The organism is Streptomyces sp. NPDC059398, assembly GCF_042751845.1.
Classification (GTDB): Bacteria; Actinomycetota; Actinomycetes; order Streptomycetales; family Streptomycetaceae; genus Streptomyces.
In genome coordinates this window covers 19812-46500 of the sequence record NZ_JBHYWP010000050.1, presented here as the reverse complement: position 1 = coordinate 46500, position 26689 = coordinate 19812, and the positions used below count along the sequence as shown (strand labels likewise).

At 70.8% G+C, this 26689-nt stretch carries 24 protein-coding genes and 1 pseudogene; 8 read left to right on the top strand and 17 right to left on the bottom strand.

Features of this window, described 5'->3' with window-relative positions; all coding sequences use genetic code 11:
* Positions 1-73: 73 nt before the first annotated feature.
* Positions 74-1228: an adenosine deaminase gene (locus ACFXBC_RS19180; RefSeq protein WP_385025247.1), complete on the bottom strand. Its 1155-nt coding sequence runs from the start codon at positions 1226-1228 to the stop codon at positions 74-76.
* 103 nt (positions 1229-1331) lie between these two features.
* Here ACFXBC_RS19180 and ACFXBC_RS19175 point away from each other — a divergent pair, with 103 nt between their 5' ends.
* A complete protein-coding gene (locus tag ACFXBC_RS19175) occupies positions 1332-2093 on the top strand; it encodes an alpha/beta hydrolase (protein ID WP_385025244.1) in 762 nt (253 codons plus the stop codon).
* 9 nt (positions 2094-2102) lie between these two features.
* On the opposite strand, the gene ACFXBC_RS19170 is transcribed toward ACFXBC_RS19175, so the two are convergent.
* Positions 2103-3014 carry a LysR family transcriptional regulator gene (locus ACFXBC_RS19170; RefSeq protein WP_385025241.1) on the bottom strand — a complete coding sequence of 304 codons (912 nt, stop codon included), beginning with the start codon at positions 3012-3014 and terminating at the stop codon, positions 2103-2105.
* A 95-nt stretch (positions 3015-3109) separates the two neighbouring features.
* On the opposite strand from ACFXBC_RS19170, the gene ACFXBC_RS19165 reads away from it, so the two are divergent.
* On the top strand, positions 3110-4267 hold the full coding sequence (locus tag ACFXBC_RS19165; protein ID WP_385025238.1) for a nuclear transport factor 2 family protein: 1158 nt from the start codon (positions 3110-3112) through the stop codon (positions 4265-4267).
* Between the two features lie 43 nt (positions 4268-4310).
* Here the strand turns inward: ACFXBC_RS19165 and ACFXBC_RS19160 are convergent, their stop codons facing one another.
* Entirely contained in the window at positions 4311-5051 is a 741-nt protein-coding gene (locus ACFXBC_RS19160; RefSeq protein ID WP_385025295.1) for a helix-turn-helix domain-containing protein, read from the bottom strand.
* Positions 5052-5127: 76 nt separating this feature from the next.
* Between ACFXBC_RS19160 and ACFXBC_RS19155 the strand changes: the two genes are divergently transcribed.
* Complete coding sequence (locus ACFXBC_RS19155; protein ID WP_385025235.1) at positions 5128-5970, top strand: NAD(P)H-binding protein; 843 nt, start codon at positions 5128-5130, stop codon at positions 5968-5970.
* Between the two features lie 224 nt (positions 5971-6194).
* Here the strand turns inward: ACFXBC_RS19155 and ACFXBC_RS19150 are convergent, their stop codons facing one another.
* The gene (locus ACFXBC_RS19150; protein ID WP_385025232.1) at positions 6195-7148 is read right to left on the bottom strand and encodes a LysR family transcriptional regulator; all 954 of its coding nucleotides are present in this window, start codon (positions 7146-7148) and stop codon (positions 6195-6197) included.
* A gap of 62 nt (positions 7149-7210) precedes the next feature.
* Here ACFXBC_RS19150 and ACFXBC_RS19145 point away from each other — a divergent pair, with 62 nt between their 5' ends.
* Positions 7211-8482 (top strand): MFS transporter, encoded by a 1272-nt coding sequence (locus ACFXBC_RS19145; RefSeq protein WP_385025229.1) that lies wholly within the window; start codon positions 7211-7213, stop codon positions 8480-8482.
* A 180-nt stretch (positions 8483-8662) separates the two neighbouring features.
* Complete coding sequence (locus ACFXBC_RS19140) at positions 8663-9703, top strand: sigma-70 family RNA polymerase sigma factor (protein ID WP_385025292.1); 1041 nt, start codon at positions 8663-8665, stop codon at positions 9701-9703.
* 74 nt (positions 9704-9777) lie between these two features.
* Here ACFXBC_RS19140 and ACFXBC_RS19135 read toward each other — a convergent pair whose 3' ends face one another.
* From ACFXBC_RS19135 to ACFXBC_RS19095, 9 genes and pseudogenes are all read right to left on the bottom strand, one after another.
* Positions 9778-10413, bottom strand: coding sequence for a hypothetical protein (locus ACFXBC_RS19135; RefSeq protein ID WP_385025226.1), 636 nt, complete (start codon positions 10411-10413; stop codon positions 9778-9780).
* Between the two features lie 157 nt (positions 10414-10570).
* Complete coding sequence (locus ACFXBC_RS19130; RefSeq protein WP_385025223.1) at positions 10571-10897, bottom strand: STAS domain-containing protein; 327 nt, start codon at positions 10895-10897, stop codon at positions 10571-10573.
* Between the two features lie 201 nt (positions 10898-11098).
* Positions 11099-12376, bottom strand: coding sequence for a thymidine phosphorylase (locus ACFXBC_RS19125; RefSeq protein ID WP_385025220.1), 1278 nt, complete (start codon positions 12374-12376; stop codon positions 11099-11101).
* Positions 12377-12500: 124 nt separating this feature from the next.
* Positions 12501-12890: a cytidine deaminase gene (locus ACFXBC_RS19120; RefSeq protein WP_385025217.1), complete on the bottom strand. Its 390-nt coding sequence runs from the start codon at positions 12888-12890 to the stop codon at positions 12501-12503.
* A complete protein-coding gene (locus ACFXBC_RS19115) occupies positions 12887-14176 on the bottom strand; it encodes an ABC transporter permease (RefSeq protein ID WP_385025213.1) in 1290 nt (429 codons plus the stop codon). Before ACFXBC_RS19115 ends, ACFXBC_RS19120 begins: the two co-directional genes overlap by 4 nt.
* The gene (locus tag ACFXBC_RS19110) at positions 14173-15303 is read right to left on the bottom strand and encodes an ABC transporter permease (RefSeq protein WP_385025209.1); all 1131 of its coding nucleotides are present in this window, start codon (positions 15301-15303) and stop codon (positions 14173-14175) included. Before ACFXBC_RS19110 ends, ACFXBC_RS19115 begins: the two co-directional genes overlap by 4 nt.
* 293 nt (positions 15304-15596) lie before the next feature.
* Positions 15597-17159: pseudogene (locus tag ACFXBC_RS19105) on the bottom strand (ABC transporter ATP-binding protein); the annotation flags it as partial.
* A gap of 221 nt (positions 17160-17380) precedes the next feature.
* Positions 17381-18439 (bottom strand): BMP family protein, encoded by a 1059-nt coding sequence (locus tag ACFXBC_RS19100; RefSeq protein WP_385025206.1) that lies wholly within the window; start codon positions 18437-18439, stop codon positions 17381-17383.
* A 151-nt stretch (positions 18440-18590) separates the two neighbouring features.
* Positions 18591-19913: an amidohydrolase gene (locus ACFXBC_RS19095; protein WP_385025289.1), complete on the bottom strand. Its 1323-nt coding sequence runs from the start codon at positions 19911-19913 to the stop codon at positions 18591-18593.
* A 277-nt stretch (positions 19914-20190) separates the two neighbouring features.
* Between ACFXBC_RS19095 and ACFXBC_RS19090 the strand changes: the two genes are divergently transcribed.
* The 3 genes from ACFXBC_RS19090 (at position 20191) to lspA (ending at position 21528) form a co-directional block, all read left to right on the top strand.
* A complete protein-coding gene (locus tag ACFXBC_RS19090; RefSeq protein WP_385025203.1) occupies positions 20191-20544 on the top strand; it encodes a type II toxin-antitoxin system RelE/ParE family toxin in 354 nt (117 codons plus the stop codon).
* Entirely contained in the window at positions 20541-20846 is a 306-nt protein-coding gene (locus ACFXBC_RS19085; RefSeq protein WP_385025200.1) for a helix-turn-helix domain-containing protein, read from the top strand. The genes ACFXBC_RS19090 and ACFXBC_RS19085 overlap by 4 nt, the downstream gene beginning before the upstream one ends.
* A gap of 70 nt (positions 20847-20916) precedes the next feature.
* Entirely contained in the window at positions 20917-21528 is a 612-nt protein-coding gene (gene lspA, locus ACFXBC_RS19080) for a signal peptidase II (RefSeq protein WP_385025197.1), read from the top strand.
* A gap of 109 nt (positions 21529-21637) precedes the next feature.
* Here lspA and ACFXBC_RS19075 read toward each other — a convergent pair whose 3' ends face one another.
* From ACFXBC_RS19075 to ACFXBC_RS19060, 4 genes are all read right to left on the bottom strand, one after another.
* Positions 21638-22237, bottom strand: coding sequence for an RDD family protein (locus ACFXBC_RS19075; RefSeq protein WP_385025194.1), 600 nt, complete (start codon positions 22235-22237; stop codon positions 21638-21640).
* A gap of 256 nt (positions 22238-22493) precedes the next feature.
* Positions 22494-24305: a LamG domain-containing protein gene (locus tag ACFXBC_RS19070; RefSeq protein ID WP_385025191.1), complete on the bottom strand. Its 1812-nt coding sequence runs from the start codon at positions 24303-24305 to the stop codon at positions 22494-22496.
* Positions 24306-24538: 233 nt separating this feature from the next.
* Positions 24539-25573: a hypothetical protein gene (locus tag ACFXBC_RS19065; RefSeq protein ID WP_385025188.1), complete on the bottom strand. Its 1035-nt coding sequence runs from the start codon at positions 25571-25573 to the stop codon at positions 24539-24541.
* 192 nt (positions 25574-25765) lie between these two features.
* Positions 25766-26689 (bottom strand): N-acetylneuraminate synthase family protein, encoded by a 924-nt coding sequence (locus ACFXBC_RS19060; RefSeq protein ID WP_385025186.1) that lies wholly within the window; start codon positions 26687-26689, stop codon positions 25766-25768.

Sequence of the window (26689 nt, the reverse complement as noted above, 5' to 3'; positions counted from 1 at the left end):
GCCGTCACCGCCGCCCGCAAACGCGGCGGGGCGGCCGGAAAGGGTTCATCCCGGCCGCCCCGCGAGGGGAGGGTCAGCGCGCCCCGGCCGCGGAACCACTGGTCACAGCGGTCTGACGGAAGAGCCACTCGGCCTTCAACTCCGCGTATCCCGGCTTGATGACGTCGTTGATCATGGCGAGACGTTCATCGAAAGGAATGAATGCGGATTTCATCGCATTGACTGTGAACCACTGCATGTCGTCGAGCGTGTAGCCGAACGCGTCGACCAGGTGCTCGAACTCGCGGCTCATGGTGGTGCCCGACATCAGCCGGTTGTCCGTGTTGACCGTCGCCCGGAAGTGCAGCTTCCGCAGCAGCCCGATGGGGTGCCCGGCGTACGAGTCGGCGGCCCCGGTCTGCAGGTTCGACGTGGGGCACATCTCCAGCGGGATCCGCTTGTCCCGTACGTAGGAGGCCAGCCGCCCCAGCTGCACGGTGCCGTCGTCGGCGACCTCGATGTCGTCGATGATCCGCACCCCGTGCCCGAGCCGGTCGGCTCCGCACCACTGGAGCGCCTGCCAGATCGACGGCAGCCCGAAGGCCTCACCGGCGTGGATCGTGAAGTGGTTGTTCTCCCGCTTCAGATACTCGAAGGCGTCCAGGTGCCGGGTGGGCGGGAAGCCCGCCTCCGCGCCCGCGATGTCGAAGCCGACGACGCCCAGGTCCCGGTAGCTGTTGGCGAGTTCGGCGATCTCCAGGGCACGGGCCGCGTGCCGCATCGCGGTGAGCAGGGCGCCGACCCGGATCCGGTCGCCGTTCTCCCTGGCCAGCCGCTCGCCCTCGCGGAACCCCTCGTTGACGGCCTCCACGACCTCTTCGAGGGTGAGACCGCCTTCCAGGTGCTGCTCGGGGGCGTACCTGATCTCGGCGTACACGACGCCGTCCTTGGCGAGGTCCTCGGCGCACTCGGCGGCGACCCGCACCAGCGCCTCGCGGGTCTGCATGACGGCGCAGGTGTGCGCGAAGGTCTCCAGATAGCGCTCCAGGGAACCGGAGTCGGCCGCTTCGCGGAACCAGATGCCGAGCTTGTCGGCGTCCGTCTCGGGGAGGGCCGTGTAGCCGGTCGCGCGGGCGAGCTCGATGATCGTGCCGGGGCGCAGGCCCCCGTCGAGGTGATCGTGGAGGAGCACCTTCGGGGCTCGGCCGATCTGATCCGTGGTGGGCGATTGTGTGGTCTGGCTCGTCATCTGGGCACTTTAGCCCCTACGCGCGTAGAACGCTCCCCGCCGATATGTAACAGTGACCGTTCGGAAGGGTGGAGTACACCTCCGCTTCTGAGACTGTTCCGTTATGGCACAGCAAGCACCCGCCCCGCCGGAGGCCAGGCTGGGACCGGCAGTTGGGGCAGGCGGGACACCGTCCGCGGTCAGCGGTGTGGTCCTGCTGCTCCCCGACGGCGACCCGGTCTCCACGCGCCGCTCCTCGCCCCTCCCGTACGTCTCCCTGCGCCCGCCCGCCCGCAGACTGGCCCGCGCGGGCCGCGGCGACGGGCTCGCGGCCCATGTCGTCCGCTACCGCTTCCGCGGCTGGAACGGCACGGACGCGCACCTCGCCGAGGACGCGTCCTGGGCCGTGGACGAGGCGCTGCGGCGGTACGGCGACGTCCCGGTCTGTCTGGCGGGCCACGGGATGGGCGGCCGGGCGGCCCTGCACGCGGCGGGCCACTCCGCGGTCACCTCGGTCCTGGCGGTCGCCCCGTGGCTGCCCGACGACGCCGTGGCCGCCGAACCCGAACCGGTGAAGCAGCTGGTGGGCCGCCAGGTCCTCCTCGTCCACGGCACCACGGACGCACGCTGCGACCCCGAACTCTCCTACCGGCTCGCGGAACGCGCCAAGAAGACCAACCGCGACACCTGCCGCTTCGAAGTCCACTCCGACGGGCACTCGTTGCGCCAGCACCGGTCCGAAGTGGTGGCGCTGGCATCGGACTTCGTACGGGGCGCGCTGTTCTCGCACGCGTACGCACGGCCGGTGGTGGACGCGTTCGCCGCGCCGCCGCCGCTGGGGCTGCGGATGCCGCTGGCCGCCGGGTTCGGCAGGACGCTGGGGTAGCGACCCGGGTCAGGTGCTCTGAGGACCCGCCCGGCCGCCCGGTGCGAAGGCCGCCGCGAGCTGGTCGAGCAGGGGCGCGGCCCAGGGGTGCGGGTCCCGGCGCGGGGTGAGCGTGTAGATGCCGCGGGTCGGGGGATCGGCCAGGGCCACCGTCGTGACGTCGGCCCGCAGCGCGCGCCTCAGCACCCCGGGTATCAGCGCGATGGCGTGACCGGTCGCGACCAGGGCCAGCTTGCCGGGCAGATCGGCCGCGGCGAGGTCGATGCGCGGGCTGACTCCGGCGCGGGCGGCGTGCCGGCGCAGCAGGGCCTCCGAGCCGTCGTTGTCCTCGACCCAGATCTGGTCGGCCAGCGCCCGCATGGGCACCGGGCCCGGCCCGGCCTGCGGATGGCCGGCGGGCAGGACGACGACCATCTCGTCCAGCCCGAGGAACCCGCGGGCGACCCGCGGGTCCTGGGGCAGTCCCGGCGGGGCGTCGGTGACGACGGCCAGGTCGAGATCGCCGGCGCTCACCCGGTGGTGCAGCTCTGCGCTCAGGCCGGGCAGCAGACTCCACCGGACGGACCCGGCCCGCTCCAGCAGGCCCCGGACTGCCTCGGGCACGATCCCCGCGGCGAGCGAGGGTGTCGCGCCGACGGCCAGCGGCCGGCCGGACGTGCCGTCGCCCGTCTCCCGTGCGGCGCGGACGGCGCGTCGGGCCTCGTCGAGCACGGTCCGGGCGTGCCGGTGGAACACCTCACCGGCGGGTGTGGGGCGCACCCCGCGCGCATGACGCTCCAGCAGGGCCACGCCGAGCTGCTGCTCAAGCCCGGCGATCTGCCGGGAGACGGCCGACTGGGTGTGGTGGAGCTCGGCGGCCGCCGCCGAGAGCGACCCGAGTCGGCACACGGTCACAAAGGTCCGCCAGACGGTCAGTTCCATCACTCCAGTATGGCGGAGAGGTATGCGGTCTCCGCAGGGCTTCCCTGCCGAATATGCGCTTGTCGCAGCTGTGGCGGTGCACGAGTCTTGCACTCATGACCACACCGCACACCGTTGCTGTACTCGGCCTGGGGCGCATGGGCGACACGATCGCGACACGACTGGCGGCCCAGGGCCTGGACGTCGTCGGCTGGACCCGCTCCGGGCGTGCCTCCGACGCGGTCAGGACGACCCGTGATCCGGACGAAGCCGTGGCGAAGGCCGATCTCGTACTCCTGGCGCTGTTCGACGGCCCGGCCTGTCTGGAGGTCCTCGACGCCGTCCATGACTCGCTGCGACCGGACGCGGTCGTGCTGAACACCAGCACCATCGCCCCCGCCGAAGCGTCGGCGCTGGCCCGGCGGATCGGCCGGCCCTACGTCCACGCGCCCGTGCTCGGCTCGGTGCCGGCCGTCGCCTCCGGCACCCTGCGGATACTCGCCGCCGCCGACCAGGACACACTCGACCGGGCCCGGCCGGTCCTGGAAGCGCTGGGCACCGTACTGCACGTCGATGACGCCCCGACTGCCGCCGCGCTCAAGCTGGTCGCCAACAACAGCCTGGCCGGCGCCGTCCTCGCGCTGCGCGACTCACTGCGGCAGGCCGATGCTCTCGCGCTGCCCCGCACCCGGGTGCTGGACGTACTCGAACTCGGCCAGCTCGGCGGGCTCGTGGCCCGTAAGCGCACCTTCCTCACCGCCCCTCCCGCCACCGGGACGGCCGACTTCACGATCGGCGCGCTGGCCAAGGACATGGCGCTGCTGGCCGCCGCGTCGGACACCCCGCTGCGCGGCGCGGCCGGCCTGGAAGGCACTCCCGCCGCCCCCGAAGCCGACATCGCCGTCGCCGCCACGGCCCCCGCGGTGGAGGAGGCGGTACTCGAACCGCTGCGCGCCTACATCCGCGGCCACGCGACCGGCGACCCGGCGCACTTCCGTGCCGCGTTCCTTCCCACCGCCCATATCGAGGGGCTCAGGGACGGCGCGTTCGTGTCGTGGCGCCTGGACGAGTACTGCGGCCTCTTCCACGGCCGGCCCGCCCCGGACGAGGCGGCCCGCCGGCGCCGGATCGATGCCGTCGACGTCCACGGCACCGTCGCGACCGCGACCATGACGCTCTCGCACGGCCCGGACACATTCACCGACGTCTTCCTGCTGGTCCACGCCGACAGCGGCTGGCGGATCGCCAACAAGGCGTATCGCAGGCACTTCTGAGTGCGCGTCACCTGACGTGGGGACCCGGCCGCCGGGCCCCGCGTCAGGTGGCGCAGGGCGTCGCTTCGGGAAGCCGGCCCGAGCGGAAGGCGGCCGGTGACACTCCCATCAGGGTCCGGAAGTCGCCCGCCATGTGGGACTGGTCGTAGTACCCGGTGTCGGAGGCGAGGCCGGCCCACTGCGCCGAGCCCGCCCCGGCCAGCACGGTACGGACCCGCTGGATACGGGCGAACCGCTTGGGCGCCAGGCCGATCCGGTCGGTGAACAGTTCGCGCAGATGGCGTTCGCTGACCGACAGCCGCCGGGCCAGCGCGGCGACCCGTTCGCCGGTACCCGACAGCGCATCGACGGCTTCCCTGATGAGTGGGGCGCGTGGGTCCGTACCGCCGTGCAGGCTTTCGAGCAGCGCGGCCTCGATGCACCGCAGGACCGGTTCGGCACCGGTCAGTTCGCCGAGCCGGCGTTCGAGTACGGCGGCTCGGCCGCCCCACAGATCGGTGAGCGGCACGGCCCTGTCCCGCAGTTCGCTGACCGGGACCCCGAAGAGCGACCTGGCGGCGCCGGCCCGCAGCCGGGCGCGCACGCACATCGGCAGCTCCTTGCCCGGATGGTACGAAGCGCGGCTGCGCGGGCCGACCACACGCAGCTCGCCGGTCCCGGGGCCGGTACGGCGGTAGACCAGCGCGGTGGCGGCGTCGGGCAGATGCACCAGCGGCAGAGCCCGGTCGGGCCGCGGCAGCGTCACGTCCGCGATCCAGGGGCGGAGCGCGGGTGCCGGGATCATCGTGTCCACACCGGCCACTCTACGACCGCCGGTTTTTCCTATATCCGCCCGGCGGTACGGCGGCAGAGTGCTCGTCATGATCCTTGTTACGGGTGCGACGGGCACCATAGGTACCGAAGTGGTCCGGCTGCTGGCCGAGCGCGGCGAGCGGGTACGGGCCATGACACGGAAGCCGGAAGGCGCGAAGCTGCCGGCCGAGGTCGTACGGGGGGACTTCGACGACCGTGACTCCCTCGACAGCGCGGTGGCCGGGGCCGACGCCGTCTTCCTCCTCGACGCGCCGGGGCCGTGGATCGAGCGGCACGACCTGGCGGTACTCGACGCCGTACGGGCCCATGGCGTCGGGCGAGTGGTCAAGCTGTCGGCCATCGGAACCGGCGAGCACACCGCACTCAGGACGAGCGTCTGGCACGGCCCCGGCGAACACGCGCTCCGGGCGGGCGACGCGGCCTGGACCATCCTCAGGCCGAGCAGCTTCGCCACCAACAGCCTGCACTGGGCCGCGACCATCAGGGCGGGACAGCCCATCGCCAATCTGACCGGGAAGGGCGCCCAGGGGGTGATCGACCCCCGGGACGTGGCCGAGGTGGCGGTCGCCGCGCTGACCACGTCCGGCCACTCGGGCAGGACCTACACACTGACCGGACCGGAGCTGCTGAGCACACCCGACCAGGCGGAGATCCTGCGGACGGCGCTCGGCCGCCCGGTCGAGACCGTCGACGTACCGCTGGACGTGGCGAAGGAGCAGATGATCGCCGCCGGGCGGGACCCTGAATTCGCCGAAGGCGCGATACTCGGCCAGCAGTTCATCGCCTCGGGCGGCAACGCCCGGCTGACCGACGAGGTGACGGCGGTCCTGGGCCGCCGGGCCCGCACCTACGCGGCCTGGGCCGCCGATCACCGGGCCGCGTTCGACTAAGGGCTGTCTTCCGTCCGGATCAGGCCGACCGGGCGGTCGCGGACGGTGTCGGACGGTGGCCGGTGCTCTGCGGCGATCCGGTGCCGGACGGTGGCCGGTGCTCTGCGGCGATCCGGTGCCAGACAGCTACGGGGGTCCCGCGGTCAGCCGGTGTCAGACGGCCAACCGCATCCAGCGACATCCACCGGCATCCACCGGCGGCACGGGCGGGCGCGTCCGTGCCGCTAATCCGGCAGCAGCCGCCCCCGCCGGGCCAGCAGGAACTGTTTGAACGCGGCCACCGGGACCGTGTCCGGGTGGCCGTCGAGCCAGGCCACCCCGATCTCCCGCACCGCACGCGGCGCGGTCACCGCCAGCTCCACCACCCCCGGCCTGGCCACCGCGGGCGGCGGCAGCAGCGCCACCCCGAGCCCCGCCGCGACCAGCCCGCGCAGCGTCTCCGCCTCCTCGCCCTCGAAGGCGATCCGCGGGGTGAAACCGGCCTCCGCGCACAGGTCGTCGGTGATACGGCGCAGCCCGAACCCCGGTTCCAGCGTCACAAAGCTCTCGTCGGCGGCCTCGGCAAGCCTGACCCGCCTGCGGCGCGCGAGCCGGTGGTCGTCCGGCACCACCAGCCGCAGCCGCTGTTCGTCCAGGCGCCGGGCGACCAGACCGGGCGCGTCCGGCACCGGGGAGGTCAGGCAGAGGTCGAGTTCCCCGGCGCGCAGCCGTTTGATCATCGCCTCGCCGTAGTTCTGCACGAGCTGGAACCGCACCCGCGGGTGGTCGGCCCGGAAGGCGCGGATCAGTCCGGGCACCGTCTCGGGGCCCAGGGTGTGCAGAAAGCCGAAGGTGATCCGGCCCGACGCGGGATCGGCGTCCGCCCGTACGGATTCCGCGGCCCGCTCGACCTCGGTGAGCGCCCGCTCCACCGTCGGCAGGAGCGTCCGGCCCGCGGGCGTCAGCGAGACGGAGCGGCCCCTGCGGGCGAACAGCGCCACCCCCAGGTCCGCTTCGAGCCTGACCATCGCGCGCGAGAGGGTCGACTGCGGCACCGCCAACTCGTGTGCGGCCCGGGTGACATGCTCGTGGCGCGCGACCGCCTCGAAGTACGCCAGCCGGGGCGCGAGCAGCAGCCGGATGTCTTCTTCGTAACTCCTGGATGACAGCCGCGGCTGTGAGCTGTGCTGATGCGCCATGGGAACGATTATGGCCAGTCCGTGCATTGGACGCATCAAAGGCCCGGACCTACGTTCGGAGCATGCCTCCTGCCAGTACCGGGGCACTCACCACCGTGGGTGCCTCCGCCGCGCCGTCCCAGCCCGAGCAGCTCGCACCAGGGCGCCCCGGCTACCGCCGCATGAGCTTCGCGCTCTTCTCCGCGGGCATGGCGACCTTCGCCCTGCTCTACTCCACCCAGGCCCTGCTGCCCGCGATCAGCTCCGGCCTCGGCGCCACGGCCGGACAGGCCAGCTGGACGGTCTCGGCGGCCACCGGCGGACTCGCCGTGTTCGTGCTGCCGCTGAGCGCGCTGTCCGAACGGTTCGGGCGGCGCACGATGATGACGGCGTCCCTCACGGTCGCGGTCGCCATCGGCCTGCTGGTGCCGTTCGTACCGGATGTGGGCTCCCTGATCGCGCTGCGGGCGCTGCAGGGCGCGGCGCTCGCCGGGCTTCCGGCGTCGGCGATGGCCTTCCTCGCCGAGGAGGTGCGGCCGAGGGCGCTGGTCGCCGCGATCGGGCTGTTCGTCGCGGGGAACTCCATCGGCGGTATGAGCGGCCGCATCCTGGCCGGCTGGGTAGCCCAGGCCGCGGGCTGGCGCATGGCGCTCGGCGCGATCGGTGTGCTGTCGGTCGTCTGCGCGGTCGTCTTCCGGCTGATGCTCCCCCGGGCCCGGAACTTCACCGCGGTCCCGCTCGACCCGCGCGCCCTCGGCCGTATCGTCGCGTCCCACGTCGGCGACCCACTGCTGCGCAGGCTGTACGCGATCGGCGCGCTCTTCATGACGGTGTTCGGGGCGGTCTACACGGTGATCGGCTACCGGCTGGTGGGGGCGCCGTTCAGCCTGCCGCAGGGTCTGGTCGGCTCGGTCTTCCTGGTCTATCTCGTCGGTACGGTCTCCTCCGCCACGGCCGGCCGCCTCGTCGGCCGGCTGGGCCGCAGGGGCGCGCTCTACCTCGCGGTGTCGACGACCGCGGCGGGGCTGCTGCTCTCGCTGGCCGACGCGATCGCGGCGGTCCTCCTGGGCCTCGTCCTGATCACCGCCGGGTTCTTCGCCGGGCACGCCGTCGCCTCCTCGTCCGTGAGCCACACGGCGAAGAAGGGCCGCGCGCAGGCGTCGGCGCTGTACCAGTCCGCGTACTACCTGGGCAGCAGCGCGGGCGGCGTGCTCGGAGCTGCGGCCTTCCACGCCGGGGGCTGGGCGGGGACGGTGGGGCTGGGACTGCTCGCGGTGCTCGGTGTCCTGTCGATCACGCTGTACGGGTCGCACAGCGCGCGGGCGGCGGGGCGGACACCGGTGACCGGCGCCTGACCGACGCCCCGTCCGCGCCCGGCCGGGTGCCCCATTCCCGCCCGGCAGATTCCCGATCCGCGCCCCGATCCCTGCCTGACCTGCCACGATCCGCGCCTGGCCGGTGCCTTGCCCACGCCCGGAACGGCGGTCGGCAGGCTGATCCGAGTGCCGTTGTCAGTGCCCCCCTGTAGCTTCGGAATCGCTGGTGCGGTTCGGGACGAGCCCGGGGATCAAGCCCGGGAAACAAGCAGGGGGCACCCTATGAGCGACCTGGCGACAACAGACCTCGACGTGCGTCTGGAGGCACACCGGACGGAGCTGGCCGGTTACTGCTACCGGATGCTCGGTTCGGCCTTCGAGGCGGAGGACGCCGTACAGGACACCATGGTCCGGGCCTGGCGGAGTTTCGACCGGTTCGAGGGCCGCTCGTCCCTGCGCTCGTGGCTCTACCGGATCGCGACCAACGTCTGCCTGGACATGCTGAAAGCGGACAACAGACGGGCCCGCCCGATGGATCTGACCGAGGCCACCCCGGTGGCCGCCGCCGCGCTGCACGCCCGGCCCGAGGCCGTCTGGCTTGAGCCGGTGCCGGACGGCCGGGTACTGCCGTCGCTCGCGGACCCGGCCGAGAAGGCGGTCGAGCGGGACACGATCCGGCTGGCCTTCGTCGCCGCGCTCCAGCATCTGCCGCCCAAGCAGCGGGCCGTGCTGATCCTCCGCGAGGTGCTCGCCTGGAAGGCGAGCGAGGTCGCCACGCTTCTGGAGACCACGGTCGCCTCGGTCAACAGCGCGCTGCAGCGGGCCCGTTCGACCCTCGCCGAGTGCGCGCCCGCACCGACCGACGCGGCCGATCCCCTGGACGAGCAGCAGCAGAAGCTGCTGGCCCGCTATGTCGCCGCCTTCGAGGGGTACGACATGGAGGCGCTGACCGCCCTCCTCCACGAGGACGCCACACTCTCGATGCCGCCGTACGACCTGTGGCTGCGCGGCCACGACGACATCGTCGGCTGGATGCTGGGCGTCGGCTCGGTCTGCCGTGGCTCCCGGCTGGTCCCGACGGTGGCCAACGGCACCCCGGCCTTCGGGCATTACCACCCGAGCGAGTCGGGCGAGGGGTTCACTCCCTGGGCGCTGATGGTCATCGAGACCAGGGACGGCCGGGTCGCCGGGATCACCTCGTTCCTGGACACCGAGCGCTGGTTCCCGCTCTTCGGACTGCCCAAGTCCTTGGAGGGGTGAGGGCGTTGGCCGCCCGCCGGGGGATATGCGGGTACGCAGGGGCTCCGGGGCCGGTGAACCCCGGGGTGCGGGCGTCAGGCGTCGGCGGCCGGGCGCAGCGAAGCCGCGTCCCGGGACGCCGCGAGCTGCTTCTCGATGCGGGGCAGTTGCTTCATGTCGCGTCGCTGCCGGACGAGTGCGGGCACCAGCAGCACGACGACCACCACCAGCAGCCCACCGAGCGCGAAGTTCCCCACCACCAGGAGGACGGCGCCCCCTACGGCGAAAAGGGTCATCATGACGGGCATCGCCCAGCGGTTCTGCTGCAACGCCCGCTGCTGTTCCCGTACGAGGGCGGTCATCGCCCGCCGGGCCTTCGGGTCCGCGGGAACGCGGCCCTTGCGCAGCCACCGGCCGACGACCATCACCTGCCAGGGGCTCAGCCCCGACTCCTCGGCAACCTGCCGCCGGACACGCCGGGACCTCCACAGCGCGACAGTCAACCCGCCGATTCCACCGGCCACTCCCCCTGGGTTGGCATGTCCCCACACGGCATACAACGAGAGATTCACGACGACGACCGCTCCGACCGCGATCGCCAGTATGAGCGTCACCTGCACCCATGGCCGGTCGTTCCAGCGTCGCTCGGCCTGCCAGTCGACCGGATCATCCCCGCCGGAACCTCTGGGCGCCGTACCCCGCTCCCGACCCCCGCTTGTGTCCTCGCTCATTGTCTCCCCTGAAGGACGCTCGGTGACAGACCGGTCTCTCCCGGTCATCGCCGATGTCGTGTACCCGACGGGGTCCTTCACATGTGTGAACGACTTCCTCCGCATGTGAATGTGAAGGCAGCCACCAGGGCCGGATCACCGCCGGGGAGCCGGGGGCTCATGGCTCCTCGGGGGACTCCGCGAGGCCGGTCAGACCGGTCAGGGCGAGCAGCTCGGTGAGTTCGGGCCCCACGTTGCGGAGCCGTAGCCGGCTGCCGTACCGCAGAGCGGTGAGCCGGAGCCCCGCGAGCGCCTCCACCGCGGCCAGGCCGGGGCGGACGACACCGCCCACGTCGCAGTCGACGACGGGCACCCCGGCACGGGCCGCCCGGCCCGCCGCCCCGGCGCCGTGCAGCAGCAGCCGTAGCTCCTCGCACAGGCGCGGGACGTCGGCCCGGCCGACCGGGCCGGTGACCACCAGGACGAGCGGCTCGGTGACATCCACACCAGGGAGACCGGCGCGGCACCCGGAACTCATCGCCGCCACCGGCCCGCCCCGGTTCTCCCCGGCCGGACCGTCGGGCCCGCCGGGCCCGTCCGGCCGAGCGGGCCAGGCAGATCAGGCGGGTCAGACAGGTCAGGCGGGTCAGGCAGGTCAGGCAGGTCAGGCAGGTCAGGCAGGACAAGCGGAGGCAGCTCAGGCAGATCAGGCGATGCGGTCCAGGACGATCGGGTCCGGGGTGAACGCGGTGCCCGCCGGGGCGATGTCGTACGCGGCGGGCAGCGACTCCAGCGCGTACGCGAACTTCTCCGGGGTGTCCGTGTGCAGGGTGAGCAGCGGCTGCCCCTCGGTCACCGTGTCACCGGGCTTGGCGTGCAGCTCGACACCCGCGCCCGCCTGCACCGGGTCCTCCTTGCGGGCGCGGCCCGCGCCGAGGCGCCAGGCGGCCACCCCGATGTCGTACGCGTCCAGCCGGGTCAGCACCCCGCTCGACGGGGCGGTGACGACATGCTGCTCGCGGGCGACCGGAAGCGCCGCGTCCGGGTCGCCGCCCTGCGCCGCGATCATCCGGCGCCAGTGGTCCATCGCGGAGCCGTCCGCGAGCGCCTTCGCCGGGTCGGCGTCCTTCAGACCGGCCGCGTCCAGCATCTCGCGGGCCAGCGCGAGGGTCAGCTCGACGACGTCCGCGGGGCCGCCGCCCGCGAGCACCTCGACGGACTCGCGTACTTCGAGTGCGTTGCCCGCGGTCAGGCCGAGCGGGGTGGCCATATTGGTGAGCAGCGCGACCGTACGGACCCCGTGGTCGGTGCCGAGGCCGACCATGGTGGAGGCGAGTTCGCGGGCGTCGTCCAGGTTCTTCATGAAGGCGCCGGAGCCGACCTTGACGTCCAGGACGAGTGAGCCCGTGCCCTCGGCGATCTTCTTGGACATGATCGAGGAGGCGATCAGCGGAATGGCCTCGACGGTGCCGGTGACATCGCGCAGCGCGTACAGCTTCTTGTCCGCGGGGGCGAGACCGTCGCCCGCCGCGCAGACGACCGCGCCGACCGACTCCAGGACGTCCATCATCTCGGCGTTGGAGAGCAGCGCCCGCCAGCCGGGGACGGACTCCAGCTTGTCGAGCGTGCCCCCGGTGTGGCCGAGGCCCCGGCCGGAGAGCTGCGGTACGACGGCCCCGCAGGCGGCGACCAGCGGAGCGAGCGGCAGCGTGATCTTGTCGCCGACGCCGCCCGTGGAGTGCTTGTCGGCGGTCGGCCGGGAGAGCGCCGAGAAGTCCATCCGCTCACCGGAGTTGATCATCGCGGCGGTCCAGCGGGCGATCTCGGTGCGGTTCATGCCGTTGAGCAGGATCGCCATCGCCAGCGCCGACATCTGCTCATCGGCGACCGCGCCGCGGGTGTAGGCGTCGATCACCCAGTCGATCTGCTCGGGGCTCAGCTCGCCCCGGTCCCGCTTGGTGCGGATGACAGAGATGACGTCCATGGAGTTGGCGTTCCTTCCGGCAGGGGTTGGTGAGGTGATGCGTAACGCGCGACTCTACGCGCATAGAGGAATCGGAGAGAAGGGCCGGGGCCCGCCCGCGGGTGCGGGTGGGCCCCGGCGCGGCTCAGTTCAGATGCTGCGGGCCGAACGCCTGCGGCAGCATCGCGGAGAGCGGCAGCACCCCGTCCGGGGTTTCGAGCAGCAGCTCGGGCCCGCCGAACTCGTACAGCAGCTGCCGGCAGCGCCCGCACGGGACGAGCACCGCGCCCGCGCCGTCGACACAGGTGAAGTGGGTCAGCCGGCCGCCGCCGGTCGCCTGGAGCTGCGAGACCAGACCGCACTCGGCGCACAGCCCGATGCCGTACGAGGCGTTCTCGACATTGCACCCGACGACTGTGCGTCCGTCGTCCACCAGGGCCGCGACGCCGACCGGGTACTTCGAGTACGGCGCGTACGCATGGGCCATCGCGCCGCGCGCGGCCTCCCGCAGCACGTCCCAGTCGACCTCTGTCACTTGCCCTGGCCCTTCCGGTAGCGCATACCGTCCGCCTTGGGCATCCGCAGCCGCTGCGCGGAGAGCGAGAGCACCAGCAGGGTGACCACATACGGGGTGGCGCCCACGAAGTCGGACGGGACATCGTCGGTCAACAGGTACCAGACCAGGATGAGTACGGCCATGACCGCGCTGATCGTGCCCTGGAGCACCGCCTTGCGGTAGAGCTTCCAGACCGCGAGCAGCACGAGCAGCACCACGATGAGCAGCAGCAGCGCATGGACGGTCTCGCCGCCGTTGCGCAGCTGGAGCGCGTCGGAGAAGCCGAACAGGCCCGCGCCCATGGCGAGTCCGCCGGGCCGCCAGTTACCGAAGATCATCGCGGCGAGACCGATGTAGCCGCGCCCGCCGGTCTGGTTCTCCAGATAGATGTGTGTGGGGACCATCGCGAGGAAGGCCCCGCCGAGCCCGGCCAGACCGCCGGAGACGGCGACCGCCGCGTACTTGTACGTGTAGACGTTGACGCCCAGCGACTCGGCGGCGATCGGGTTCTCGCCGCAGGAGCGCAGCCGCAGACCGAACGCGGTCTTCCACAGCACCCACCAGGTGCCGATGAAGAGCAGCACGGCGATGATCGTCAGCACCGACACATCGGTGACCAGACCGCCGAGTACCCCGGCCAGGTCGGAGACGAAGAACCAGTGGTGCTTCTCGACGGACGCCAGCCCGTCCGAGAGACCAGGCACGGTGAAGTCGGGCATCGAGTCGATGGGCGGCGACTGCTTCGGGTTGCCGCCCGCGGTCTCGGCAGCGCCGTGGTTGAAGAAGATCTTCGCGAGGTACTGGGTGGCGCCCAGGGCGAGCAGGTTGACCGCCACACCGGAGACGATGTGGTCGACGCCGAAGGCGATGGTGACGATCCCGTGGATCAGCCCGCCGAGCATGCCGAAGGTGATACCGGCGAGCAGCCCGAGCCAGGGGCTGGACTGCCAGCCGATCCAGCCGGCCCCGAAGGTGCCGAGGATCATCATGCCTTCGAGGCCGATGTTGACCACACCGGCCCGCTCGGACCAGAGCCCGCCGAGACCGGCGAGCCCGATCGGCACGGCAAGACCGAGCGAGGCGCTGATCTGCCCTTCGGATGTCAGCTGCTCGGCGCCGGTCACGATCCGGACCAGCGAGAGCAGGACCAGGCCGACGGCGACGATCAGCAGGATCTTGGGGAGCGAGAGCCCGGCACGGCCGGACCTGGCGTTCGCCGCCTTGGGAGCCGCTGGCGGCGGGGTCTTGGTCATGGTCGCGGTCATGCCGTCACCTCCTGCTGGTTCGAGTGGGCGGCGGCCTGCGCGGCGAGTTCGGCGCCGACCTTTCGCTGCTGGCGCTTGAGTCCGTAACGGCGTACGACTTCGTAGGCGATGACCACGCACAGGACGATGACGCCCTGGATGACGCCGAGGATCTCCTTGTCGTACCCCTTGAACTCAAGGTGGTTGGTGGTGCGCTCCAGGAAGCCCCAGAGGAGTGCGCCGAGGGCGATACCCACCGGGTGGTTGCGGCCGAGCAGCGCGATGGCGATACCGGTGAAGCCGACGCCCAGCGGGAAGTCGTTGCTGTACATGTGGCTGTCGTTGAGCAGCGTCGGCATCCCGATCAGACCGGCCATCGCACCCGAGATGATCATGCTGGTCGCGACCATTTTCTTGACGCTGACCCCGCTCGCGGAGGCCGCGGACTCGGACTGGCCGACGGCCCGCAGGTCGAACCCGAAGCGGGTGCGGCCGAGTACGAACCAGTACGCCACACCGGCCAGCGCCGCGATGAAGATGAAGCCCCAGAGCTCTCCGGCCGGGCCGGTGTTGATGGAGAAGAACCAGGAGGACTGCGGGAGCGGCTTGGTGGAGACCAGCGTGCCCGCGTCGTCGAGCTGGCCGAGCCGGCCCGGCTGCATCAGATAGGCGATGACAGCGGTGGCGATCGAGTTCAGCATGATCGTCGAGATGACCTCGCTGACGCCCCGGGTCACCTTCAGCACACCGGCGATCCCGGCCCACATCGCGCCGACCAGCATGGCGGTGACGATCATCAGCGGGATCTGGACGGCGCCCGGCAGCGTCAGCGCGCCGCCGACGACGGCGGCGAAGAAGGCGGCCATGCGGTACTGGCCGTCGACCCCGATGTTGAACAGGTTCATCCGGAAGCCGACGGCCACCGCGATACCCGCGAGGTAGTACGTCGTCGCCTTGTTGAGGATGTAGATCTGGCTGTCGCTGGCCGATCCGTACGTCAGCATGTCGCTGAACGCGGAGAAGGGGTCCTTGCCGGTGGCGAGGATGACCAGCATGGTGACGACGAGGGCCGCCACCACGGCGAGCAGGGGGGCCGCTATGCCGAGGAGCAGCCGCTCCCGGTCGATGCGTGCGGTGTACTTCTTCATCGGTCCTCTCCCCCGGCTTCGCCGCCGGCGGTGTCCGGGGTGTCCGAAGTCTTCGGGGCCTCCGGGGTGTCCGGGGTCTTGCGGGGCTTCGGGACCCCCGGCTTCCTGCTGCTGCCCGAGGTCTTCGGGAGGGTGGTGTCGTGGGCGGCGGTGGTGCCGTCCGTAGCAGCGGTCCCCGCCACAGCGGTGGTCCCGTCCGTGTCCGCGGTCCCGTCCGTGTCCGCGGTTCCATCCACAGCGGTGGTCCCAGCCGTCTCGGCGGTCCCATCAGCAGCGGCGCCACCCGAAGCGGCAGCCCCGTCCACCGCAGCGCTCTCGTCGTGTTCCAGGTGGCCGGTCGCGGCTCCCGTCATCGCGGAGCCGAGTTCCTCGGGGGTGATCGTGGCGGGGTCCGCGTCGGCGACGAGCCGGCCGCGGTACATCACCCGCAGGGTGTCGGACAGGCCGATCAGCTCGTCCAGGTCCGCGGAGATCAGCAGGACCGCCAGCCCTTCACGACGGGCCTCCTTGATCTGGTCCCAGATCTGCGCCTGCGCGCCGACGTCCACGCCCCGGGTGGGATGCGCGGCGATCAGCAGCTTGGGCCGGTGGCTCATCTCGCGCCCGACGATCAGCTTCTGCTGGTTGCCGCCGGAGAGTGAGGCCGCGGTGACGTCGATACCGGGCGTACGCACGTCGTAGTCGGCGACGATCCGCTCGGTGTCCGCGCGCGCCGCCTTCGCGTCGATCAGCCCGCGACGGGAGTTGGGCCGCTCGGTGACATGGCCGAGTATCCGGTTCTCCCAGAGCGGAGCCTCCAGGAGCAGGCCGTGCCGGTGGCGGTCCTCGGGGATGTAACCGACGCCGCTCTCCCGGCGCCTTCGGGTGGGCACATGCGAGATGTCGGTGGTGTCCAGCGTGATGACACCGCCGTCGGGGTCGCGCATCCCCATGATCGCCTCGACGAGTTCCGCCTGGCCGTTGCCCTCCACGCCCGCGATGCCCAGGACTTCGCCCCGGTGGATGGTGAAGGAGATCCCGGAGAGCACTTCCCGTACGTCGCCGTCGGCGTCGACCGCGGTGAGCCGCAGATCGTCGAGGGTGAGCATCGGCGCGTCGGTGACCGTCGACTCGCGCGTCTCGGGCGAGGGCAGCTCGCTGCCCACCATCAGCTCGGCGAGCTGCTTGGACGTGGTGGTCGCCGGGTCGGCGGTGCCCACGGTCGTACCGCGCCGGATGACGGTGATCTCGTCGGCGACGGAGAGCACCTCACCGAGCTTGTGCGAGATGAAGATGACCGTCAGGCCCTCGGACTTGAGCTCGCGGAGGTTGTCGAAGAGCGCGTCGACCTCCTGCGGGACCAGAACCGCGGTCGGCTCGTCGAGAATGAGCGTGCGGGCGCCGCGGTAGAGGACCTTGAGGATCTCCACACGCTGGCGGTCGGCGACGCCGAGGTTCTCCACGAGGGCGTCGGGGCGGACGCCGAGGCCGTACGCGTCCGAGATCTCCCTGATCTTGTTACGGGCCCTGGTGCCGATCCCGTACAGCTTCTCGCCGCCGAGGACCACGTTCTCCAGGACCGTGAGGTTGTCGGCGAGCATGAAGTGCTGGTGCACCATGCCGATGCCGCGGGCGATGGCGTCGGCGGGGCTGGCGAACACGGCCTGGTCGCCGTCGACGGCGATGGTGCCCTCGTCCGGCTTCTGCATGCCGTAGAGGATCTTCATCAGGGTCGACTTGCCGGCCCCGTTCTCACCGCACAGGGCGTGCACGGTGCCCTTGCGGACGGTGATGTCGATATCGCGGTTGGCGACGACACCGGGGAATCGTTTGGTGATGCCGCGCAGTTCGACGGCGGGAGGGCTGGACGCGTTGATGGCGCACTCTCCTCGGAGAAGGAGCGGTGGAGGTCCCGGCGGAGGCGGGAGGATGCGGTGACACTGGGGCTTCGTCCGGACCGGGCCGGGCCCGCGGGATGTGGCCTGATCCGAACGGAAGACGGTAACCCGTCAACTCCGCGCTACACGCGTAGAGTTGACACATTGTTATGGGCCCGGCGGAAGGTACGCACCCTCGCACCGGGCCCATGCGGGGCCGGTCAGGGGGTCGTCTTGACCTTGACCTTGCCGTCCACGATCTTCTTCTGCGCGGCATCGAGCTGGGACTTGATGTCGTCGATGAAACCACCGCTGGTGGCCAGCGAGACACCGCCCTCGGCGAGCGAGTAGGTGTGCGTACCGGTCATCGGCTTGCCGGAGCGGACCGACTTGACCAGGTCGTAGACGCCGATGTCGACGTTCTTGACGACCGAGGTCAGGATCGAGGACTTGTACTTCGCCAGCGAGGCGATGTTGTACTGGTCCGAGTCGACGCCGATCGCCCAGGCGCCCTTCTTGCCGTTGACAGCCTCGATGGCACCGTTGCCGGAGGAGCCGGCCGCCGAGTAGACGACGTCCGCCCCCTTGTCGAGCATGCCCTGCGCGGCTTCCTTGCCCTTGTCGGGGCTGGCGAAGCCGGAGGTGTCCGAGCCGTGGCTGAGGTACTGCCGGTCAATCTTGATCTTGCTGTTGGTGTCCTTGACGCCCTGGACGTAACCCGCCTCGAACTTCTTGATCAGCGGGACGTCCACACCGCCGATGAAGCCGACGTGGTGCGTCTTGGACTTCAGCGCCGCGGCGACACCCGCGAGGTAGGAGCCCTGCTCCTCGGTGAAGACGATGTTGTCGACGTTCTTGGCGTCGACGACCGAGTCCACGATGCCGAAGGTGACCTTCGGGTACTTCGCGGCGACCTGCTTCATCGAGTTCGCGTACGCGTAGCCGATGCCGACGATCGGGTTGTAGCCCGCGTCCGCGAGGTCGGTGAGCCGCTGGACGCGGTCGGCCTCGGTGTCGGTGGTCTTCGCGGTCAGCTCCTTGATGCTGCCCCCGAACTCCTTCTTCGCCTTGTCCATGCCGCGGGCGGCGGAGTCGTTGAAGGAGTGGTCGCCACGGCCGCCGACGTCGTACGCGACACCGACCTTGACGCCCTTGGAGGACCCGGACGACGAAGACTTGGAGTCTTCCTGCTGGGTCGACGTGCTGCCACAGGCGGATACGGAGAGAGCGAGGGCCGCGGTGGCTATGCCAGACGCAGCGATCTTGGTTACCCGGCGCAAGAGGAGGTCCCTTCAAACCAAACCTGGAGCGCCTCTTCCGGCGCTGGTTTTCGCGAGGATCGTAACGCGCGTAGATGTCAGGTAAAGGCCTGTTCGGAACCTGTTATCGGATCGACGCGAACGGGGCGGGCCCGCCCGGTGACCCGTCCCCCTACATCCGGTGTCCATCCAGCAACGCGGCCGCGGTGAACAGCTCCACACCCACCTCGATCGACGCCTCGTCCGGGTCGAAGTCCCCCCGGTGCAGGTCGCCCCGGGCGCTGTCGCCGGGCGTCCGCACCCCGAGCCTGGCCATCGCGCCCGGCACCTGCTCCAGATACCAGGAGAAGTCCTCGCCGCCGAGGCTCTGCTCGGTGTCCTCGATCGCGTACGGCCCGCGGCGCGCGGTCATCGCGTCCCGCAACAGCTCGGCCACGGCACCGTCGTTGACGACCGGCGGCACCCCGCGTACGTAGTTGATCACCGACTTGGCCCGGTGCAGGTCGGCCACCTCGGCGATGGCCGCGTGCACCAGGTCGGGGGCGGCCCGCCAGGCGTCCAGGTCCAGGCAGCGCACGGTGCCGGAGAGTTCGGCGTGCTGCGGGATGACGTTGCAGGCGTGGCCGGCCTCGATCCGCCCCCAGGTCACGGCGAGCCCGGCCCTGGCGTCGATCCGCCGGGCCAGCAGCGCGGGCACATCGGAGACGACCTTGGCGGCCGCGGTCACCAGATCGGTGGTGAGGTGGGGGCGCGCGGTGTGCCCGCCGGGTCCGTCGAGGCTGACTTCGAGCCGGTCGCAGGCGGAGGTGATGGGCCCGGTACGCAGCCCGATCCGCCCGGCGTCGACCTTGGGGTCGCAGTGCACACCGATGATCCGGCCGACCCCTTCGAGCACCCCGGACTCGATGGCGTCGGGGGCGCCGCCCGGCAGCACCTCCTCGGCTGGCTGGAAGATCAGCCGTACGGGATACGGCAGCTGCCCGGCCCGGTGCAGCCGGGCGAGCACCAGACCTGCCCCGAGGACGGCGGTGGTGTGCACGTCGTGCCCGCAGGCGTGCGCCATACCGGGCACGGTGGAGCGGTAGTCGCAGTCGACCTTGGTGTCCGGGATGGGCAGCGCGTCGATGTCGGCGCGGAGGGCGAGCATGGGGCGGGGGGCGGGAGCGTCGGCCTCTCCGCCCCTCCCGGTGCCACCGGCCTCCACGGTCCCGTCGACACCGATGTCACAGACCAGGCCGGTCCCGGTATTGAGCACACGGGGCGCGAGCCCGGCCAGCTCCAGCCGCGCCTTGAGGGCGGCGGTGGTACGGAACTCGTGATTCCCCAGCTCCGGGTGGCGGTGCAGGTCACGCCGGAAGGCGATCAGCTCGGCACGGAGATCGGCGGGCAGCACACCGGGCAGGGCCGCACCGGCGGCACCGGGACGACCGCCGTCGGGGGCCTCACCGGCACCGTCGGAGGGACCGGGCTGGTCGGCATCGGACTCACGGGACATCAACTGGTTCACCCGTTCAAGGTTAGGCCCCTTCACTGCTCAACTAACCATCGATCAACAAAACTTCAGCCGCTTAGGCGAAAAAATCATGGCGGCACGGGCTTCAGGTGAAGGTTTGGTGGGTATAGCAGTGTGCTGCGCGCGGGAGCCGAGGCGCAGGGGGAACGAAACCTGTTCCCCCCCCTCCCGGATGCCACCCACTGCAACCATCACCCAAATATTAGCTCGTGCTAATATCAAGCAGTGGACGGACCGTACGAACTGAGATTTTTTGCCGATGTCCTGGGACTGGATCCAGGGTCTCGCCAAGGAGGATCCTGATAGCCACGACCACGTCATCGCCGCACTCGAACGGCTCCAGGAGTCGGGCCCAGCACTTCGGCGCCCCACCGTGGGAGCTGTCGAGAAAAGCCAGTTCCGCAACATGCGCGAGTTACGCCCGCGCAATGGCGGCACCATCAGCATCCGCATGCTGTTCGTCTTCGACCCCGTGCGCAGAGCGGTCTTCCTTGTCGCGGGCAACAAGGCGAGCAGACGCCAGTGGGCAACCTGGTACCCCAAGGTGATCAGAGAAGCGGACGCCAAGTACACCTCTTATCTGGAAGCACTGAAGGAGGAGAACGAGGGATGAAGCTCGGCAGCATGGCGGATCTCACCGCCGACATCGGTCCTGAGAAGCGCGCCCGTATCGAGGCCATCAAGCAGGACATGGTCGACGCCGAGCGCGGTCATGAACTCTCGGCGCTCCGCAAAGCACAGGGAATGACACAGGTACAGGTCGCGGCAGCGATGGGCTTGACGCAGGGCAGGATCAGTCAGATCGAACGGGGTGGTGTCCGCCTCGATACGTCGACCATGGCGGCATACCTGCAGGCCATCGGGGGCGAACTGACGATACTGGCGACCGTGGGTAACGTCTCGGTGCGACTCTGATCACCAGGGAACACAGGGCCCCGTACACAGGACCCGCAACCGCGAGCCGGGACACGACCGGGTGGCAGACATGAGGTGGCTGAGCGTGACGAATCCGGTGCCGGGCGCGGAAGAGCAGGCGGAAGCAGAGCGGGAAGTCCAGGAAGGACCAGGACAGGGCGCACGCGGCAGACGGCGGACGACGCTCCTGCTGGTCGTCGCGGGCATCGCGTACGCGCTCGACCTGGGCAGCAAACTGGCCGTGGTCGCGAAGCTGGAGCACCACGCCCCCGTGAAGGTGATCGGCGGCTGGCTGGAGCTGAGCGCGATCCGCAATCCCGGTGCGGCGTTCGGGATCGGCGGGGCGACGACCATTCTGTTCACGGTGATCGCGGTGGCCATCGCCCTGGTGATCATCCGGATGGCGCGCCGCCTGTACAGCGGCCCGTGGGCGATCGCCCTGGGCCTGCTCCTCGGCGGCGCCCTCGGCAATCTGACCGACCGCCTCTTCCGCTCCCCGGGCGGCCTGCAGGGGGCCGTGGTCGACTTCATCGCGGTCCGCGACTTCAGCGTGATGAACCTGGCCGACTGGGCGATCTCCTGCGGGGGCGCCCTGATGGTGGTTCTGGCGTTCCGGGGGCGGGGACTGGACGGGTCGGTCAGCGGCAGCGAGCGGCCGGCCCCGGAGGACGAGGCCGGCTGACGGGCCTGTGCCTGGCCGGCCCATCGCCGACCGGCTCCAGCCGGGCTTGAGTGCACCCCCCCCAGCTTTCGAAGTCCGGCAAACCCTCCGCCCCGCCGACAGAGGATGGCTACTGCGCGACCGGGCTGGGCTCACCCGAACTGGCGGCCGGAGCCCCCGCACCGCCGGGCCACCGCACCACCACCGTTCCCGCCGCCCGGTCGAACTTGCTCTGCCAGTACGGCCGGTTCGAGAGCAGCTGTACGAGAAGGGCCGCCCCGATCAGGACATTGGCGACCGGGACCACCGTGGCCAGACAGAGCGCAGCCTCCCTGACCGCGGCCTCCCGACGGGTGAGTGGCACCGTTCCATCGGTCCACAGCGGGACGACCCTCAGCCCGCACAACCGCTTGCCCAGCGAACGGCCCCACCGCTGCACCACGCGTACATGCACCCGGATCGTCACGAGGGGAACACCCACGAGCAGAAGAACACAGAGCAGGAACGCCGCACCGTCCGAAGCATCCGGAGAGATGCTGTCGAAGACGACAGCCGCCACGACACACAAGGCACCGGCGAACACCGTCAGCACGACGAAGTCGACCAACCGCGCCACGATCCGCCGAAGCGGGCCCGCCAGCGCCAACGTGCCCGGACCAGCCGCTTCACCGACCGCGACGTAGTGGACAGTTGCCGCTTCCGGAGGCGCACCAAAGAGCACCTGATCCATCACATTTCCCCTATTTCGGTCGACCGATTCAATGGCGGATTCGTCCACACATCGAAATCGGCCGGACCTTCGTCCTGCATTGCCATGAAGGGCACTGTTCGCACGTTACGGGGCGCGAAATATGGCCGCGCCCATAGCCCAGAGGCGCCGACTCGCCCCGGTCATCGCCGTCAGGCGCCGGGCGGGGCGTCCCGTCCACTCCGGGGCGCCCATCTGCACTCCGCGGGGCCCCATACGCTCCGGACCCCCATCCGTTCTACAGAGGGACCGGAAGCTCGTTCACATACATCTGGCTGATGTCAGGCGCGCCCATCACTCCGGTCCAGACCCGTACACCGTCCACCAGACCTGCCGTCGCGTCGCCATAACCGCCACCCGGCACGTGTCCCCGGCCGATGGCGAAGTCGCCGGTGGCCTGCCACGGTGAGTCGAAGGTGACACCGTCCTCCCCACCCTGACGGACTCCGTCCACATACAGCTGCAGCTGACGGTGCGCGCTGTCGTAGACCCCCGTGAGCAGAGTCCACTCCCCGGGAGTGACCAACTGCGCTGCTGCCGTACTCGTCGGATCCGTCACCGTGGTGGCGTCGGCGGCGTCCTCGCTGGTACGCCCGAACGTCCACATGCCCTCCGACACACCGGCGCTCTGGGTGTACCAGAGGCCCCAGGAATCGCTGTGGGCGCCGCCCTGCCCGGCGATCCGCATCGTGTGGGCCCTGCTCGTGTCACTCAGCGCCGACGGATCGAGTTTCACCCAGGCGGCGATGGTGAAGTCGCCCTGCGCGTCGACGAGCGGGCCGTGCGCCGTGGCGTGCCCGGTCGTGCCGTTCAGGGAGAGGACCCCTCCCTTGCCTCCGTCGTCGTCGGTGGCGAAGGCGGCACCGGTGGACAGGGTCGCGGGGTGCCCGTAGCCGGAGGCATCAGCGGCAGTGCGGCCCGAGGGCTCGTCCATCTCCCAGTCCGCCGCGAGGGCGGGACGCGGGTTTCCGGTGGCCGGGTCCTCCTCGGCCTCCAGGCCGGCGGCCTCGTCCGGCCTGAGCGCCCGGCTCCAGGTCTGGATCTCGTCGAGTTGCCCCGGGAAGTAGTCGGTGTACGCGGAGCCGTACTGCCCCCGTCCGATCTGCAGGTCTCCGGTCGCCTTCCACGGCGTCGTGAAAGCGACCGCGTGCCCCTGGGGTACGCCGTTGACGTACAGCTGAATGGTGCGTGCGCTCGCGTCGTACACGCCGGTCAGATGGGTCCACACCCCCGCGACGGGGGTCGCCTTCGAGACGGAGCGGACGATGGTGGGTGAGGCCGAGTCCGATGCGTACCGGTTGAAGACCCACGCTTTGGAGGAGGCCGAGTAGTACAGCGCGAACGCCGAACCCGCTGTGCCTGCCTGGGCCGCCACCACCGCGTTGTGAGAGGTACCGGTCAGACGCGCCCAGCCCGAGACGGTGAAGGAGGCGGAGGTGTCGGGGCCGGCTCCGGCAACCGAGGCGTAGCCCTTCGCGCCATCCGTGTCCAGCGCCTTGCCGAGCCGGGCACGGCTGGACCAGCCTGCTCCGCCGAGGAGGGTCGCGGGGTGCGAACCCGCGCTGTCCGCCGCCGCGTTGCCCTTGCCCTCGTCGAACGACCAGACGCCGGTCGGCGGGCTGGGTGGCGCGACGTTGAAGTTGTAGGTCGCGCCGGCCGACGTGTGGCCCGCCGCATCCCATGCCGTCACCACCAGATGGTTGACACCGCGCCCGTCCGGTACGAGCGAGAGGTCGGTGGCGGTGGCCCCGGGCGGAACCGTTCTGGTGTGCTGCGTACCGGAGTTGAGCGTATAGGTGAGCTTCACGACGTCAGCGGACGTGGTCGTCACGGTGAACACACCGGGTGCGCCGACGCTCCCGTGTGCGGTGCAGTCGTCGGCCCCGCACTCCGGGTAGTCGGTGGACGTGACCCTCGGGGTGTCGAGCGTGACACCGGCTCGGCCCTTTCGTGCGGTCACGGTGGGGTGGGACGCGTGCGCGGTGCCTCCCGTGCCCGCGAACGCCGGTGTGGCCCCGAGGCCGCTCACCAGCAGTGCGGCACTCAGCAACCACGCGCATCTGGTCCGTGCGGACCCCTGTCTGTCATCGCGTCCGGATTTCCCCACAGCCCCGCTCCACCCCTGTACGCCAAGCTAGTTGGCCCCCACAGCTATCGCCTCTGGATCTTGTCAGGGCTTCGTCAGTGGCAGGGCAAGGAAATGACCAAGAAAAGATCATGTGAAGGTAATAAGGTCTGAATGTGACCGGACTTCACATCTGGTGCGCGGTGTGCGCAGGACGCTCACACTCCGGGCGCCAGCCGCTGCACGTCACGTGCCGTCCCCGTCACCCCCGCCAGGAATCCCTGCGCCCGCGGGGACGCCGTCTCCGTGAGCCAGGCCGGGTCGATGTCGCAGACCGCGACGCGGACCTCCGTACCCGTCAGGGCGAGCGGGAGGGTGTGGACGACCGTGGACGGGAAGCTCACGATCGTGCGGCCGATCGGGCCGCGGCGGGCGATCAGTTCCAGGGGGAGGTCGGGGCGGACGATCTCCAGGCCCGTCTCCGCGTGCAGGCGGTGGAGCTTCTCGGTGGACTCGCGGCGGTGGGCGAAGTACCGCGTGACCTGGTGGGTACGGGCCAGCCCTGCCACCGCCGCGATATAGCGGTCCTGGTCCACCACCCCCGTCTCCACGAGTGAGGTGCCCACCAGGTCCGATGTGCGGGTGATCCTCGGCGGGCCGAAGCGGGCGCGGGTCCAGGCGAAGTCGTTGGCGGTGACGGTCAGTCCGGGCGGCGCGTCCGTCACCGGCATCGAGCTGAAGACCTCGACCGCGCGCCGGCCGGACGGGGTGAGGCGGCGGCGGGCCACGGAGGCCATGGGGGCGAAGAGCAGATCGCGGGGGCCCCGGCGGCCACGCCGGTGCCAGCGGACCAGGGGTGTACCGGAGGCGAGTTGGGCGATGAACTCCATGGTGGCGGTGCCGTCGTCCACCACCGTCAGGTCGCGGGCGCCGGTCAGGGCGAGGAGGAGCTGTACGTACCGTGAGAACGGGTCGCCGATGACGATCCGGTCCGCCCTGCGCAGCAGGGGTGCGAGGCCGCCGATGGTCTGGAACGGCGCCGCCATCCCGCCACGCGCCTCCTCCCAGCGCACCGTGACGCCCTCGCCCCGGGCCAGTTCGGCCATCCGGCGCAGCTGGCCGCGGGACATGGGGTCGAGCGGTGAGAGGACGACCACGGTCAGGTCCATGGTCGTCGTGTGGGCCCACTCCAGCAGGTTGAGCAGCTGGACGGGGCTCTCCACGAAGGCGAGCGTGGTGGGGGCGCTCTTCACAGTGGCGGTTCTCCGGTCTCGGTTCTCCGGGCTACGGGACTCCGGGCTACGGGACTCCGGTCGCCGGGCTCCGGGTCAGGGGCCTCCGGGGTGCTGGAACTCCGTTTCGCGGGACTCCGTTTCACGGGACTCCGTTTCACAGAACTCCGGTTCACAGAACTCCGGCCCTGGGCCCGGTCCTGGGCGCGGGGATCAGACGGACGCCGGCTCGCGGTCCGCGCCCTCGGCCACGACACCGGCGACCCGGCGCAGCTTCTTCATCGGGGCCAGCTCCGACTCGTAGACCTTCTTGACGCCGTCACCGAGCGACGCCTCGATGGTGCGGATGTCTCGCACCAGCCGCTGAAGACCCTGCGGCTCGACGGACGCCGCCTGGTCGGAGCCCCACATGGCGCGGTCCAGGGTGATGTGGCGCTCGACGAAGGACGCGCCGAGCGCGACGGCGGCGAGGGTGGTCTGGAGGCCGGTCTCGTGGCCGCTGTAGCCGATCGGGACGTTCGGGTACTCACCCTGGAGCGTGTTGATGACGCGCAGGTTCAGCTCGTCGGCCTTGGCCGGGTACGTCGAAGTGGCGTGGCAGAGCAGGATGTTGTCGCTGCCGAGCACCTCGACCGCGTGCCGGATCTGCTTCGGCGTCGACATACCGGTGGAGAGGATCACCGTACGGCCGGTGGCGCGCAGGGCGCGCAGCAGCTCGTCGTCGGTGAGCGAGGCGGAGGCGACCTTGTGCGCCGGTACGTCGAACTTCTCCAGGAACGCGACGGCCTCGGTGTCCCACGGCGACGCGAACCAGTCGATGCCGCGCAGGGCGCAGTGCTCGCCGATCGCCCGGTACTCGTCCTCGCCGAACTCGACGCGGTGCCGGTAGTCGATGTACGTCATCCGGCCCCAGGGGGTGTCGCGCTCGATGTCCCACTGGTCGCGCGGGGTGCAGATCTCCGGGGTGCGCTTCTGGAACTTGACCGCGTCGCAGCCCGCTTCGGCGGCGATGTCGATCAGGGCGAGCGCGTTGTCCAGCTCGCCGTTGTGGTTGATGCCGATCTCGCCGGTGATGTAGACGGGGTGGCCGGGGCCCGCGGTCTTGGCGCCGAGCGTACGGAGGCGGGTGGTGCTCAT